Origin of the sequence: Myroides sp. WP-1, from assembly GCF_014145635.1 — a bacterium.
Taxonomy (GTDB): Bacteria; Bacteroidota; Bacteroidia; order Flavobacteriales; family Flavobacteriaceae; genus Flavobacterium.
In genome coordinates this window covers 16,588-32,614 of sequence record NZ_JACHTC010000006.1, presented here as the reverse complement: position 1 = coordinate 32,614, position 16,027 = coordinate 16,588, and the positions used below count along the sequence as shown (strand labels likewise).

Genomic DNA, 16,027 nt, shown 5'->3' with positions numbered 1-16,027 from the left:
CACATATATGAATATGAATGTATTATTATCAAATGAATTACTGCAAGAAGTGATTCACATTGCTAAATCAATTGCGAGAGAAAATTATAATTCAACGTATACAGGCGCTCATATTTTACAAGCGTTGATGCATAAGAATATTGATTTACACGATTTTTTACTGAGCCTGGGAAAAGATCCATCCTATTTTTATGAATGGGCAGAGGTACGCATAGAAGCGTACCCCAAGACAACACAACTTGTGGAAGAGATAAGAGAAGAAAGCGATCTTCATACGCTGTGGGAAAGTGCAGATGATGTTAGATGCAAACTAGGTTTAGCAGAGATTACGCCTTTGTGTCTTTTGGCTAGCGTTGTAAAACCCAATGTTGTATTCAATATGGAGCAACTCAAGTCATTGCCTTTGCGTGAATCAGAATTATTTGCTGCATTTCAATCAAAAGATAACCAACACTTTTACGGCAATTCACAAGCACTTGAGACTAGTTTTTACAGTGAAGATAAAGGACATAATCGTTGTGGAGAAGCATTAACCAAATACTGCATTGATTTACTTGAAAAAGCAAAAATTGACGAGGTTAGTAAGATTGTTGGTCGTGAAAAAGAGATGCGAACGCTAGTAGAAATTTTAGGTAGAAAATCCAAGTCTAATGTTATGTTAGTGGGTGAACCTGGTGTGGGTAAGACTACCTTAGTTGAAGGTTTTGCCATGCAATTGAGTCAAGGTCAAGTACCTTCCATGTTGAGAGAAAGTAAATTTTATCAATTGGATTTGAGTTTACTTGTGGCAGGAACGAGTTACAAAGGTGAAATTGAAGATCGATTGAAAAAAGTGTTAACAGCAAGTAAAGCACTTGGACGCACAATTTTGTTTGTAGATGAAATTCACTTATTAGTAGATCAGAAGGCGAATCTTGGAGGTATAGCGAATTTGCTCAAACCCGATTTAGCTAGGGGAGAACTGATCATGATTGGATCTACCACAGTGGAGGAGTATCGAAAACTCATTGAGCCAGAACTCGCTTTTAGCAGGAGATTTGAACGAGTAGAGGTTGTTGAACCCGACGATCAAACATGTATCAAAATGTTGGAAAATCTCGTTGAGTTTTATGAAGATCACCACCGTATTCAAGTAGAAAAGGAAGCATTACCTACTTGTGTAGCCTTAGCAAAGCGATATGCTAAAGATCAAAAATTGCCAGATGCGGCTTTTGACTTGTTGGATCGCACCATGTCTGCAATTGGACTTTTGGATGAACGATCAATCAAGGAACTTGCGTCTTGGAAGATAGATTACGATTGTTGTCAGACAGAAGTTTTTGTCGATGACCATGCAAAAGCAACTGAAATGGTTTGGCTTTACAATCAATTGCAAAATAAGATAAGCCCAATTTTATGGGGATTATTACAAGAACAGCCTGTATTGGATGCTAGTATGTCTAGTGAAAGTTTACATCAGGTTATAGAGGCAATATATGTCGAATTAGTTGAGAATACCAAGCAAAAGGTAACAAGGATATCCAGTTTAGAGTTAGCTGCTGTAATGGCCGCTAAAACGGGAATTCCACTAGGTAAAATACAAGCGCAAGAAAAAGAAAAGTTATTGGCTATGGAGCGATTATTAGGCAAACGTGTGGTTGGTCAGCAACACGCCCTAAAAGTAGTTTCTGATGCAATCGTAGAAAGTCGAAGTGGGTTAAATAAACCTGGGCAACCTATTGGCTCTTTTTTCTTTTTGGGACCTACAGGAACAGGAAAAACAGAACTTGCAAAAGCCATTGCATCTTTGCTCTTCAACGACGAAAAGGCAATGATTCGCTTTGATATGTCTGAGTTTAAAGAAGAACACGCTGCCGCACTATTGTATGGAGCTCCTCCGGGATATGTCGGTTACGAAGAAGGGGGAATGTTGGTCAATAAAATTCGACAACAACCATATGCGGTAGTATTGTTTGATGAAATCGAAAAAGCACACCCTTCTGTTTTTGACGTATTCCTACAATTGATGGACGAAGGTAGAATACACGATAAACTAGGCAAAGAAGGCGATTTTAGCAACGCATTGATCTTATTTACCTCCAATATCGCAAGTGAAAATATAAGTCATGCTTTTGCGGAACAACGCATACCAAGCTCCAAAGAACTGATGGAGCTGATGAAAGGTCATTTTAGACCTGAATTCCTAGCGAGAATTACGGAGATTGTTCCTTTTTCGCCTATTACTTCTGATATGGCACAGCAGATTTTTACGCTGCAATTACAAGGATTAATCACCGCGTTCAACCGATTGAATATTGCCTTTGAAATTTCTGATTTAGCAAAGAATAGGTTGGCGATTTCAGGATTTAACAGCCAGTATGGTGCAAGGCAAATAAGCGGTGTAATTCGGCAAGAAATTGCACGGCCTATTTCTAAAATGCTCGTTAGTGAACAAGTAGTTGCAGGACAAAAAATAGCGGTTGATTGGCAAGATGATCAGGTTGTTTTTCATGTAAGTAAAGAATCCTAAAGATGCACTATACGTTTTTAAAATTTCCTTTTAATCCAGAATATGCAATGGTGGAAGGGCTTCATGTACCAACGTGTAGTTTGGCGGAGAGTATTGCGCAGCATGTGATGCTATTGGTGTTAACGAGAAAAGGAGAAAATAGATTTAACCCAGATTACGGCAATGCAGTATGGGATTTAGAATTTGATAATGCAGTAACAGCGGTAGATTGGGAACGTGTTTTTGAAGAGAGTTTGCAAGAGCAAATTCAAAAATATGAACCTCGAATACGTTTCGCGCAAATTCAAGTTCGAATCGAATATGTCGAGCATACGTATGGAACAAAGGACCTTGTTGAAATTAGGAAAAAAGCAAAAATAGGAATCAACGCTGAACTGACAGAGCTAGGGGAGCTTTTTACGTTTAGTACACATATCTATTTGAGTCCAATGTCTATTGATTAATACAATAACGATGAAAAAGACCATAAACAATTATGCTAAGGAAGGAATTAGATCAAGAATACTTCAAAATGCAACGAAGCTATGGGGTGTTACTAATCCTCAGGCGTTAGATCCCTTTGTTACCTTGTTAGTCGATGCATTTAGTACGGAGATATTTAAGGTAAACAACGATATTGAGAATATTAAAGGGAGTATTTTAGAAAAACTGGCGAAGTTGCTAACCCCAAGTATTTATACCTATCCAAGACCTGCGCATGCTATAGCGATGACAAATCCTTTACAAGCACAAGAAGTTTTGCTAAACCATCAAGAATTTTTCACAAAGAAGATATTTACTTCCAACGTGAAAACGGTGGCAGATCTTAATTTGGATATTCCCTTTACAGCAGTGGATCAAGTGAAGCTGATTAATGCGACGGTGAAGTACAAGATTATTGGTAATATGATCTGGGAAAATGACAATTTTTACAACAGTATACCAACAGTAAAAGTCAACCAATCAACAGCTAGAAATCAGTTGTTTTTAGCCTTTGATCTTAGTGCATATGACTCAGAAAACACACCAGAAAGATTTAGTTTGTACTGTGATAACCCAGCCTATGATAGCCTTGAGTTTGTGTATAAGCTGTTGCCTTTTGTTTCAATGTCGTACAAAGGGAGTCCTTTGCAAGTTAGCAGGGGGTTGACATATCCGGTTACCAGCAGTAAAGAAGGATATGAAGCGACTTTTGAAGAATACTCTATTGAAAATCGGATACAAGAAAACATCAAGAGCATTTATGCTGGTAAATTTATTGAAATAAGCGGGTTTAAAAGAAAAATAGCAGACTTAGAATTGGATGTTTTACCTCAAGAGATCGCTTTTTTAAACGAAAATAGCCAGATTCGAGAGTCAATCGCCGGACAACAATTGTTGTGGATTCAATTTGATTTTCCTCCACAATATACACGAGAAATAATAGAAGGATTTTCGTTTTACCTCAACGCTTTTCCCGTGTACAATAGAGGATGGAAACAAAATGAATCGAGTTTGGATATCATGGGTAATACGATTCCACTAGTGACCCAAATAGGGGAAGAGTTTTTATATACGCACAAAGTGGTTGATAGTCATTCGAGACTTTATAGCGAAATACCTTTTTCCGAGTCCAATAGCTTAACACAAGGACTGTATGCGGTACGCAAGGGCGGGATGGAACGCTTTAGTGAGCGAAATGCCATTGATTTAATCGCACATGTTCTTGAATTAACACGAGATGAGGTATCTGCCTTCAGTATTTTAGATCGAGACAAGGTCATTGAAACACTGCGTAAAATGGTGTATCAAATGCGTGAGCTGAATCAAAAAGTCAAGACAGTTGATAATAGTGTGGCCCGAGATGTTCACTATATTATTGTTGAACCCCTCGAAAAAACAGAGTATGTCAAGGCATCTTATTGGGTTACGCATTGTTCGCTGGCCAATACCATTCGGAAGGGAACACAACTTATCCAGCAAAATAAAGTGTTTACTAATGTTAACCGCCATCTTATATTGCTGAGTACCACAAAAGGCGGAGATCAAGAAAAAACGGGAACAGATGCGATTCAGGCATATAAATATGCATTAACAACTAGGGACAAGATAATTTGCAAAGAAGATATTAAAAATTACTGCAAAATGGTTCTACAAGACCATTGTCAGGAGGTTTTGGTTTCTAGAGGAATTAAGGTAGGCGATAACCCTAAAGAAGGTTTTATTCACACAGTTAATATTGTAATAGTCGTTGATAATTACGAAGAATGGAGTAGTCAATATTGGATCGATTACGCGCGTAGTTTGCAAGAGCAAATTACAAATAGAGCAATTGATGGGGTTGATTATTTGGTGGAGTTTAAAGGTGAAATTTTCAAGGAGGAGATGTAGTGTATGAATGATTTTAACCAACTCTATCTTCAGGACTTTAACAGCCTGTATACGGATTATAAAACAGAAGTTATAGCCTATCATATTTGGAAGAATTACAGAGATATAGACGGTGTTTTTTTAAAGCGATTAGGAGGAAATAATAGAAGTTTTAGCAAAGATTTAAAGCGGATTAAAACGGAGTATATTGATGTGAAAGATCGAATCATCAGTGTAGAAAGTTTTCGAGAAGGTATTTACGATTATTTGCCCGAAGGGATATTTCACGCTCCTTCTTATAGAAGTTCACGCGAGAATATTTCTGATGTAGTCGAACAAATTCGATATGAAAAACGCGTTGAACAAAAAGCTCGAGCCTTTTTTCAACCATTTGAACTAGAAGTGTATTTCTGTCACCTAAAGGCCTTAGATCTCGCCTTTAGTTTTGACAAGTATGACAAAGATGATGCGCTTTTTAAAATGATCGAAGAACTATGGCCTCTATTGAAACTATTAGATGAAAAAAATGCCAAAATATTTGCTTGTTTACTGCCCCATTTACACGCAGCAAGAGGAAAGAAAGACTGGATAGAAAAGTGTCTAAGTGCCTGCTTAGAAGTACCTGTCTCTATTGGCTTTGTTCCTAACAAAATTACGGTGTCGGAACATTTTTCTTCGACTTTGGTTTTGGATGCAATGTGTTTGGGAATAAATAGTGTTTTGACCGGTGAGCACTTTGATGGAGAAAAAAATTGGCACGTTGAAATTGGTCCTATCTCCTATGATCATTTACACATGTACCTTGACGGAAGTCCGTTGAGAAAACTGTTGCAGACCATTTACGATTACTGCTTACCTGTTACTGTTGCCGTTATAGAAACCTTTATAACACACAGAAAAGAAGAATCATTCCTCTTACAAAATAAGAACAATAGTTTGCTTGGGTATTCTACCTATTTGTAAAAAACAACAACAATAGTTATGTATATAGAATTTATAAAAGTTTTTTTCGTAAGCCATTTAATTATACCAACAATACTCGTTTTACTTCTTTTTCCCTTGGTTTTTCTAAAGAAGAAAATGGCCTTTATCAAAACAAAAGAGCTCCTTTTTTACCTGTTGATTAGCGGATGTATCTTGGCTTTGCCTGGGTTGTTGGGATTTACGGGAATTGCGTTTAATCCCTTTTGGTATTTAGTGGGAAGTATAGTATACTTTTTGTTTGGATGGATTCATCTAAAACAATTAGTTCGACGATTTAAAAAGCAAGATGTTCCTTTTGGGTTGTCTGTGACGTTTGAACTGCTATTGACCCTTTTTACCCTGTTATTAGGGGTGTATTTATTTACCTATCTCTTCGATTGGCTCAGCCCTTTCAAAGGATATGCCCTCCTGTCTGCTAGTTGTAGTATTTCCTATTTGATTCCGTTGCTTTTTTACTATAGCTACATACAATTTTTAAATATTCCATTCAGCATCTACAAAACTTGGAGTTATGAAACTAGTCGACAAGTAATTGATTTCGATGGTTTTGATCTAAATAAATTAAAAGTGGTTACCGTAGAGTTGACAAAAAAGGTTGGCGATGGGAATCAGTTTAGAATTAAAGCAAAAATGCTCACTGAAGGGATCTCTTTTGGTGACTGGTTTCAGAAAGTCTTAGAGGATTATAACTTTAAAAATGGAACTAGTAGGATTGAGTTAAACAATGAAGAAGGCATTTATTATAACTGGGTATTTTATGTGAAACGATCTTTTTTCCACTTTCGAAGATACATCGATTTTGAACAGGATAGCACCCAAAATAAGATAAAAGAGCACGATATCATTGTATGTAAAAGAGTAGTTGAAAATAAACAAAACACAAATTAAGATTTATGATAAATCACCCTCCCTATGATGCCGTAAATTGGGTTGACGGCATGAAAATTTCGAAAAAACACTTCGATGCACATACCAATTTTATTCTTGACGGATTAAGAGAAGTACGCGCTGCTTTTTGTAATGTATTTAATTATGGGCTACTTCCCATAGAAACTCAAAAGAGAGAACAATCTTTGTTTTCTATTTTGGGTTCTTTAACCGGAGATCTCGAAGTGATTATTAAACATTGTAGTGCTATAACACCTTTGGGATTTCAAATCGAACTGACCGATTTTCGCATGAGTTTAAAAGCGTTAATGCCTCAGGTTGGAGAAGAATTACAACAACATTCATTCGCCTATTATGTTGTGATTTCAGTTAATCCATTTAACAAGGTTCCCCATGGTGTACTTGATTTAGAAGAAACACCTCCTCGATATCCCTTTACAAAATCTAGTTACCATTTAGAACTTATCTCGGTTGAATCTTTTGATCCTATTGGAATGAGAGAAGGAGGAAATTTTATTATGCTTGGAAAGGTTTACATGCAAGGGGGAACACTAGAGGTTGACGCAAATTTTATTCCTCCTTGTACCAGTGTAATTAGTCATCCACTTTTACTTCAATTCCACGATACGATGACTGGAACGATAGCACTTTTGCAAAAGTATGCCGTGAAAATCATTCAAAAAAACAAGAACGAAAAACAAAATACCAAGATAGGTGATGGTGTTAAGGCGCTCTGCCAGGTATTGATCGATGAAATAGGTGGTGCATACTATCAATTTAGAAATATTATCCCTTATGTATCACCAGTTTATATGGTTGAGGTTTTTTCGAAATGGGCCATTCACTTGCATCTGATTATTCAAACATTAGCACCAGAAGATGTGGAAGAAATGCTCAATTATATCGGAGAATGGAGCGATATAGCTCCTCATACTTTTTTAAATCAGGTATCAACTGTTGCAGAGATCAACTATGAACATGTGAATTGCGCTGCACATTTACATGATATTCAAGTCTTATTGACAAGTTTAGAGAAAATATTTTTGAAACTAAGTGAACTTGATTATATCGGGCAACGCAAAGAAAATATCATCGTTAATGAAGTAGAAATCGCTCCACCATCTAAAGGCAATCGCGGGTGGAGTGTATTAGATTAAAAATGGAGTCGTATGGGTTTGTTTGATCATTTGAAAAAAGTAGTACAGTCGATCTCTAGATCTGTAGACACAACATCCAAACGTACTACTCAAACCAGCGCTTTAGAAGATAAGGAAGGTAATGTATTGAATATCAATATAGATACTTTTTCTAAAAACAAAACAGTAAATAGTAATTTAAATAAAAAAAAGAAAATGACAATGTTTAATTATGGCGTTGGCGGAAATGAAGTTAAGGTTGACGCGAACGAAGCAATTCAAGAGATTCAGGGAAATAAAAGTTTATTAGTGGCCAAATTAACCACTGAGGACACCGTTTCTCCAGAGATTGTAACGGGTTTAAAAACCGTGGAAGAAGTATTTAATTATTATGCTCCTACTATGGAAGTTGAACACGAAACTCCAGAAGGATTAACCGTAAAGGAAGAGTTTAGATTTAAGAACTTAGGTGATTTCACACCTAAGAAAATGGTGGAGAATTCTCCCTTTTTAAAAGGATTAAAAGTAGATGAAGAACAATATAATAAAATTGTTAAACAATTGAGAGTTAATAAGGTACTCCGAAAGATGTTAGAAGATGACGCTGCAAAAAGTGAATTCGCCGAAACCTTGAGAATAATTGCAAAAGAATTAGAAAAGTAAAAAGTAAAGCATGGCAAAATTAGAGCAAGAAACGCAAGTAGTAGCCAATCAGGCACAAGGAATCAATGAAAAGGCAGAACAATCCATAGGATTAGCATTAGAAAAGCTTGGAGGATTTGGATTTGTAGAAACAGTAGTGGATGGGATGGCAAATATGAATCCTGAACGCAAAGCTCGAAAGCAAATTTTTCTGACTGATTCCAGCAAAAAGGAACAGCGAGAAGATTTGTTGAAAAACATTAAGTTGTGGTTAGAATTGCTTGAATCTGGGCAGTCAACAGAAGAGCTTATTGAGCAATGTAAACACAAATCCAATCAAGCCGTTCAATCTTTGAAAAGTAATGTCAAGCAGTCTTTGCAACAATGTCGTGAGTTAGAAGTTTCTTATCGTACCATAGCACAGTTCTACAAAAACACAGAATTGGATAAAGTCGATAATGTTCATATTATCAATGCGTCGATGGAACAAATAACGGATTTAGATAACCCTGTTTTTATCAATCATATCGCAGAAGAATTTAAATTGTTCTACGATCGTCTAGATTTAAGGGATAATTACTCCTTATTATCCATTCCTGGTTATATGGGATCCAATATGGTCATCGATAAATGGGCGAAAATTTGCAATGAAAACAAAGTGATGCTTTTAACGGATTTTGCCAATTTAGATAAACCAGATGATGTTGTTGATTTATTTAATGCTGCTAATTTGACTAGTGGAGATGTGCACAAGAGCAATGTAATTATGACCTGTAACTGGTTGGTTGGACGTGGAAAAGCAGAAGAGGTTGGAGAAGAAGACGACGTGTTTATCGCACCCTCTACATCTTTAACAGGTAAGATTCACAAGACTTTGATGTCTCAAGTAGCAGCAGGTAAAAAACACGGGGGTATTAACGAGGTTGATGCGGTAAAGTTTGAATTGAAAAAAAGCGAAATTTCTCAATTGGAAAAAATGGGACTTGTACCCATGGTCAATGAGTATGGAAAAATTATGGCCTTCTCTGCTAAAACGCTATTTGATGGTGATAATATAGGACTTCAAACGTATTCTGTCGTTCGCGTTTTTGATTATGTAACAAAGGTTTTACTAGATTTTTTAAACCGACGCGCTTTCGAAAATTGGAACGCCAAAAATGAAGATGATTTGCGTAAACAAATTGTTGTGTTTCTGGACGGAATAAAAGGAGCGGATAAACTAATTGAAAAGTTTAAAATCGTTCGTTTTGAACAAGATAAACACCAAAAAGACCGCGTATGGTTAGATATTCGATTGACGCCCTATTTTCCTGCGAAAAGCTTCGTTATTAAGTTAGATGGGCATAAGGGAGATGACGGAAATGATTGGGAAGCAGAATACGTACAAGAATAAATTTATGATCCAAAAAAAGTGTTTGGGTAGTTTATTTAGTGTAATTAATGTTGTTTTATTTTTATTTGAATTGTATATTTATTGAATATAAATAATTGAATTGTTTAATATTAACGTATTTTTTACAGTAAAAGTACTATATTGATTTGGAAATGTTATAAATTTAGGAAGTGGTAGAAAAAAAGTTTTTAAGTTTGTTGAAGTAATAATTTAAAAACAAATAAATATGGCAGAGAATAATTCAAGAGCCGTTTTAAAATTCAATGGAGGAGATGCACAAAAAGTGCTTAACCTTAAGTATGGTGTATCTAGATCAGTAGACGTTTCAGGACGTGTAGCATCTGATCCTTCTAATGCACTAATCACAATTACAATAGAGGCAACTGATAAGTCCGAAATTTTGGAAAGTTTGCTTAATGGCAAGTATAAGCCAACATCAGGTGAGATTATCTTCAATAAATCGCACGAAGAAGGAACTTTAATTTCATTAAAATGGGCAAATGGATATGTGATCCAACATCATGTTGATTTTGATGCAATTAATTCGAATGCAATGTATATCAGTTTTGTTGTGAGTGCAGAGCAAATCGATTATGGTAATTCTGCTTATCAAGGAGTTTGGCCAAGCGCATAATTAAAATGTTGCAAGGTAATACACTGTTTTTATAGCGTCCGGAGTAAGTATCAAGCTTGCTGTATTGAGGTAAGGTTTACGTGCAAGTGGATGACTTACTCTGGATTTTTAGTATGTTTTTGAGGCCTTTTGGTCAGGGGCTATATGCAGAAACATACGCTTTCTATAGACAACTTATCTTTAGCGAATGTGAAAAAGAAATAAGGTCGTTTTACCAATAGGTTAAACGTCCTTATTTTGTTGTTTTTTTTTCGCTAAATAAAATAGGTGTCAATGAATTGTTAGTTCGATACTCAAGATAGGTGTCATTTGGTTCAACTTTACGTAGAACAGCAAAATTACATGAGGCGTGTAGAAACTTTGCAATTGTTGTTGAGGGCAGCAAATACGAATGGAGATTAACAATTGAGGCATGAGTCCATGACTAAGTGGATACGCTTGGGGGGGTACACTTAACCGAATCTCTTGCTCCAATATTTACTTATTACTTTGTTGGGTAAAGATATGTTAGATTCTCGATATACGGAGTGTATCTCTGATAGTGAATGGAATGCTCTAGTTTAACCTTTTTTAGGGAAACGACGGAGAACAAAAACAAAAAATGGCAAAAATATTATTGGAAATAAACAGATAAAATGAAAGAACAAGATAGCGGTTGGTTCATAAATCTCATGCAAATTTTTCCTGAATTACCAGGAATTATATTGCTTTTGTTTGGGATTGTAGTTTGGTATTGGTCTACCAGGGGAAATGAATGGTTGTACGATACCGGAGGACCTGAAGTTTTTACCAATATCACTTGGATTCGAAGCACGTTCGGTGAAGCTATTGCTCGACGACTTAATACGATTGTTTCTTGGGGAATAATTTTTTCAGGAATTGGACTTCTTACCCTTGGTTTATGGTTGCGTCTAGTTGTGCTCCATGGAAAATAATCGGATCAACGATACTGTTTCTTTCCATACTACGTGAAAAGTTAATCGTGAAGCTACTCCAAGTTGTGGGTATGAATTGTCTTTTTAGAAGAATTGATCGTTCCAAGAAGAAGGAGTAAGATTCGTTTCTAACGGAGCAATAACGGTACAGTTAATTTGCAAGCACATACAGTAAGCGCGTTTATTAAATTTTGGTGGTACAGTTGTTTGAGGTTATTAAATATAAACTTTAGTAAAGGTTGTTTTTAGGTCAAAAAAAAATTGGAGTTACCCGAAATAGAGAAACAACAAAAAAACGCTTAAAAACAGCTTTTAAACTCGTTTTTGATGAGGTTGAAGTAGTATCCGTATAAACCTGGTTGATAAGAAGAAAGAAAAAAGCCTCAAAAAGAAATTCTCTTTGAGGCTTTTTTTTATCGTTGTTGATTAAGATTCACAACTGCTACAGTTTACTAAGTTAGTCACCATTTCTTTCGAAACACTTTGACTTCTTTGGTAGTATAGCGTTTTAACTCCTAATTCCCATGCTTCAATCATCAAGCGGTTTACATCCTTAATTGGTAATGAAGACGGAATATTCAAGTTCAAACTCTGTGCTTGATCAACGTATTTTTGTCGAATCGCCGCTTGTTGTATAATTTCCAATTGGCTGATCTCTTTAAACGTCTTGAATACTGCTTTTTCTTCTTCGCTTAACCCTTCTAATTGTTGAACACTTCCTCCAGAGAGCATGATATTTCTCCAAGTTTCTTCATTGTCCATACCTTTAGACTCTAGTAAAGCCGTTAGGTATTTGTTTTTACGCATGAAGTTTCCTTTTGATAATCCTGCTTTGTAGTAGTTGCTGCTGAACGGTTCAATTCCAGGAGATGTTTGTCCTAAAATAGCAGAAGACGACGTGGTAGGCGCAATTGCCATCGTTGTTGTATTTCTTCTACCATAGCCTTTTAAGATTTCTGGTTCTCCATAGATACGAGCTAATTCTTGTGAAGCTTTATCAGCTTTAGCACTGATATCTTCGAAAATTTTGTTGGTCAACATTTTAGCTTCTAATCCCTCAAAAGGAATCATGTTCTTTTGTAAGTAAGAATGCCATCCTAGAACACCTAAGCCCAAAGCTCTATGTCTCTTAGCAAAGCGATTTGCTGAAGCTAAATAGTAGTTTCCTTCTGTTTTTTCGATGAATTCTTGTAATACTGCATCCAAGAAGAAGATAGCAAGTTTTACTGCTTCTGTATCTTTCCATTCGTCGTATAATTCTAAGTTCATAGAAGACAAACAACAGATGAATGATTCATCATCAGAAGAAGGCAACATAATTTCAGAACAAAGATTACTTGCGTTGATACGCATATTTAAATCTTTATATACTTGGGGTTTGTTGCTATTTACGTTGTCAGAGAAGAATAAGTAAGGCATTCCTTTTTGCTGTCTGCTTTCCAGAACTTTGGCCCATAACTGTCTTTTTTCTTTATCTCCGTCAATCATTTCTTTCATCCAATAGTCAGGAATACTTACACCGTAGAATAAGTTTTGAATTGGATTTCCGATATTTTTAATATTTAAAAACTCATCACAATCTGGGTGATCAATATCTAAATAAGCCGCAAAAGCACCGCGTCTTACACCCCCTTGTGAAATGGTATCCATGGCTGTATCGAAAAGCTTCATAAAGCTAACGGCTCCACTACTTTTACCATTGTCTGTAACTGCACTACCTCTTTCGCGAAGATTTCCGAAATAACCTGATGTACCTCCACCAATTTTGGTTTGCATAATAACTTCCCCTAATTTGTGTGTGATTCCCTCAATGCTATCTGGAATATTGACATTGAAACAAGAAATTGGCAAACCGCGTTCTGTTCCCATATTGGCCCAGATCGGTGAACTTAAACTCATCCATCCGCGTTCAATCATCTCTTGAAAAGATTCTTTTAATTCAGGTTTGAATAAGCGTTTTGCCGCTGCCGTTGTAATACGGTCAATGGCTCCTTCAACTGTTTCTCCTTTCAACAAATAGCCTCTGTTTAGGATTTGCTCACTCTCTGAGTTCTTCCACCATAGCTTTTCTTGTAGGTTGTCGTTTTCTTTTACTTCTAATGGTAATGCGAAATTGTTCATAGTGTTTTTTGTGCAATTAAAGGGGTTAATTAGAATAAATCTTCAGCAGTTATACTCTTGTCGTGCTTCGTATAATCTACAGGTCGTTTGGCAAAGAAGTCATCTAAACTATTCGCAAATACTTCTTCTTCAAACCACGCCATCGGTTTATATTGCTCTTGGGTGATATTGTATACCTTTTTCAATCCAATTTTCAACATACTCTCATCCACTCTAAATTTCATAAAGTTTAATAAGTCATGTTTATTCACTGTCTCAATAGCACCTGATTCAAAAATCCAATCTAAAATTTTAGCTTCAATGTCAATCGAAGTTTTTACTACATCATTTACGTGATTAATTAACTCCTCATCAAAGAAATCTGGATATTCCTCGCGGATGATGTTAATAATATAGATTCCTGCGTTAGCGTGAATTTGCTCATCAACAGATGTCCAAGCAATGATGTTACTTACGTTTTTCATTAATCCTTTAAATCTTGTAAAAGAAAGGATGATGGCAAATTGACTGAACAAAGATACGTTTTCAATAAGTAAGGCAAATAAAATTAGCGATACTACGTATTTTTTTCTGTCTGTGCTATTGTTTGAATTTTCTAGTACAGAAGAAAGGTATTCTACACGCTCTTTAATTACGGGAATAGTTAGCAAAGCTTCAAATTCGTCGTTATAACCTAAAACGTCTAATAGACGAGAATAAGCCTCAGAATGTCTAAATTCACATTCAGCAAAAGTTGCTCCTAAACCATTAAATTCAGGTTTTGGAAAATGTCCGTATAGATTTCCCCAAAACGTTTTTACTGCTACTTCAATTTGAGCAATTGCCAATAAACTGTGTTTGATTGCCAATTGTTCATCTTTTGTCAAGTGAGAGTGGAAATCTTGCGTATCGGCCGTGAAATCTACTTCACTATGTACCCAAAATGACTTGTTAATAGCTTCTGTGAATTGATAAATACCAGGGTATTCAAATGGTTTATAGTTCACTCTTTTATCAAAAATAGACATAGCAATATATTTTAAAATTAATAACAGACGTAGTTTTTATAAAGGCAATATATACGAGGTTCTCAAGAAAATAAAACCTGTGTTTTTTGCTTAAGTCTCTTGCTCTTACATGGTTATAATTACAGGTAAATGCAAAAGAGAATAGTGCTAAGTTACTATTTAGATGCTATGATGTCAACTTTATTTTAGATTAAGTTATCAAATATTGTTAATAACTTTTGTAGCCCTTTATAATGCTAGATTTAGCATTGATTTAGGAAGAAAAGTAGAGTCTCATTTTGCAGATTTTGTATAAAAATCAAATTGTATTACCGCGTAAAAAATCGCAAAATGGAGTTGATAAAAAGCAAAACATGCCTTGATAAAAAAATCAAGACATGCTTTGAAAAATAATATAAATTCGGTTTAGTTTAACTGTGCAACAATGGTTCTCCAAGCTTCTAATTCTGGAATTCCAGGTTTTCTTTTTCCAAAGAATTGAACGATGATTTCTCCCATTTCGTTGAAAACTTCAACAGCAGTAACAATACCGTCTTCTGTTGGTTTTCTTACAATCCAAGTTTGCGCAACTTTATCCATGTCTAAGTGCATATTGAAATCTGGATCTAAAATGTTGTACCAATTTTGATGCCACATTGTTTTGTTGATTTCGCCTGTATGGATTTGAATATTCCCTCGGTTACCTACAAAGACCATAATAGGTGTTTTTTCTGTTGACGCTTGTTCTAATAGCGTAATAATCGCTTCTTTTGATATTTGTTTCGCATAGAAGTCGCTCGGAGCTAAACGCAAAGCCTGTGTTCTTGTTACATTGTATTTCTTTAATAAACTAAAGAAATTATGTGTGTCTTTTAGGCTTTCCCATTCTTGTTGGAATCCTTCAACATCAACCTCTTCGTCCAGACGTTCATCTAAATTTTGAATGTAAGGTTCTGTTTTTCCTGTAAAGTCTTGAGTTTCTGCTTTGTATTTTTCTACTAAAGCATCAAAAGCATCGGCATTGCTAATTGAAGTAAGGTAAATTTTGTGAATAGCCTCACCATCTTTACCAAAAAACTGTAAGCTTTTTCTTACAATATTTCCCGTTTCTTCAACCACAGCGAAAACGTATTTCCAATGAGATAAGAAGATGCGTAAATCAATGTCTGGATTTACAAATAAACCTGCATGAGGGTTAGAAAAATCTGGATTGCTGTAAATACCTTTTCTTTCGTGTACACACTCATCGTTGCGAGTTAAAGCCATTACCTTACCTAAGGATTCTATTTCACTTAAAATAGCGACCATTTCAGGTCTTAATAAGGTTGCGGTTTCTCCTAATGTTGTAGCTAACAATTCCATTTCGCTTGCATTTAGTTCGGCAGCAGCATTTCTTATACGCAAACGCGGATTATCTTCTTTTAGTTTTGTCCAACGTTCTTTTAAAGCTAATATTTCAGTATTCATTTTG

The 16,027-nt window shown here is 35.7% G+C and carries 13 protein-coding genes; 10 read left to right on the top strand and 3 right to left on the bottom strand.

The annotated features are described in order from the left end of the window. Positions 1-13 precede the first annotated feature (13 nt). The 10 genes from H4K33_RS07795 to H4K33_RS07750 all read left to right on the top strand — a co-directional run bounded on the left by H4K33_RS07795 (position 14) and on the right by H4K33_RS07750 (position 11,449). Positions 14-2,509 carry an ATP-dependent Clp protease ATP-binding subunit gene (locus H4K33_RS07795; protein ID WP_182647897.1) on the top strand — a complete coding sequence of 832 codons (2,496 nt, stop codon included), beginning with the start codon at positions 14-16 and terminating at the stop codon, positions 2,507-2,509. 2 nt (positions 2,510-2,511) lie between these two features. Next, positions 2,512-2,952, top strand: coding sequence for a GPW/gp25 family protein (locus H4K33_RS07790; RefSeq protein ID WP_255493610.1), 441 nt, complete (start codon positions 2,512-2,514; stop codon positions 2,950-2,952). A gap of 10 nt (positions 2,953-2,962) precedes the next feature. After that, positions 2,963-4,858, top strand: a complete 1,896-nt coding sequence (locus H4K33_RS07785; protein WP_182647896.1) for a type VI secretion system baseplate subunit TssF — start codon at positions 2,963-2,965, stop codon at positions 4,856-4,858. Positions 4,859-4,861: 3 nt separating this feature from the next. Continuing rightward, positions 4,862-5,800, top strand: a complete 939-nt coding sequence (locus tag H4K33_RS07780) for a type VI secretion system baseplate subunit TssG (RefSeq protein ID WP_182647895.1) — start codon at positions 4,862-4,864, stop codon at positions 5,798-5,800. Between the two features lie 18 nt (positions 5,801-5,818). Beyond that, positions 5,819-6,709, top strand: coding sequence for a TssN family type VI secretion system protein (locus tag H4K33_RS07775; protein ID WP_182647894.1), 891 nt, complete (start codon positions 5,819-5,821; stop codon positions 6,707-6,709). 5 nt (positions 6,710-6,714) lie between these two features. Next, on the top strand, positions 6,715-7,866 hold the full coding sequence (locus tag H4K33_RS07770; protein WP_182647893.1) for a hypothetical protein: 1,152 nt from the start codon (positions 6,715-6,717) through the stop codon (positions 7,864-7,866). A 12-nt stretch (positions 7,867-7,878) separates the two neighbouring features. After that, a complete protein-coding gene (locus H4K33_RS07765) occupies positions 7,879-8,508 on the top strand; it encodes a hypothetical protein (RefSeq protein WP_182647892.1) in 630 nt (209 codons plus the stop codon). A 10-nt stretch (positions 8,509-8,518) separates the two neighbouring features. Next, positions 8,519-9,880, top strand: a complete 1,362-nt coding sequence (locus H4K33_RS07760; protein WP_182647891.1) for a DUF5458 family protein — start codon at positions 8,519-8,521, stop codon at positions 9,878-9,880. Positions 9,881-10,106: 226 nt separating this feature from the next. Next, entirely contained in the window at positions 10,107-10,514 is a 408-nt protein-coding gene (gene tssD / locus H4K33_RS07755) for a type VI secretion system tube protein TssD (RefSeq protein WP_182647890.1), read from the top strand. Between the two features lie 635 nt (positions 10,515-11,149). Then, the gene (locus H4K33_RS07750; protein WP_182647889.1) at positions 11,150-11,449 is read left to right on the top strand and encodes a hypothetical protein; all 300 of its coding nucleotides are present in this window, start codon (positions 11,150-11,152) and stop codon (positions 11,447-11,449) included. A 426-nt stretch (positions 11,450-11,875) separates the two neighbouring features. Here the strand turns inward: H4K33_RS07750 and H4K33_RS07745 are convergent, their stop codons facing one another. The 3 genes from H4K33_RS07745 to H4K33_RS07735 all read right to left on the bottom strand — a co-directional run bounded on the left by H4K33_RS07745 (position 11,876) and on the right by H4K33_RS07735 (position 16,023). Then, positions 11,876-13,570 carry a ribonucleoside-diphosphate reductase subunit alpha gene (locus tag H4K33_RS07745; RefSeq protein ID WP_182647888.1) on the bottom strand — a complete coding sequence of 565 codons (1,695 nt, stop codon included), beginning with the start codon at positions 13,568-13,570 and terminating at the stop codon, positions 11,876-11,878. 29 nt (positions 13,571-13,599) lie between these two features. After that, positions 13,600-14,577, bottom strand: coding sequence for a ribonucleotide-diphosphate reductase subunit beta (locus H4K33_RS07740; RefSeq protein ID WP_182647887.1), 978 nt, complete (start codon positions 14,575-14,577; stop codon positions 13,600-13,602). Positions 14,578-14,982: 405 nt separating this feature from the next. Then, entirely contained in the window at positions 14,983-16,023 is a 1,041-nt protein-coding gene (locus H4K33_RS07735) for a hemin-degrading factor (RefSeq protein ID WP_182647886.1), read from the bottom strand. Positions 16,024-16,027: the final 4 nt, after the last annotated feature.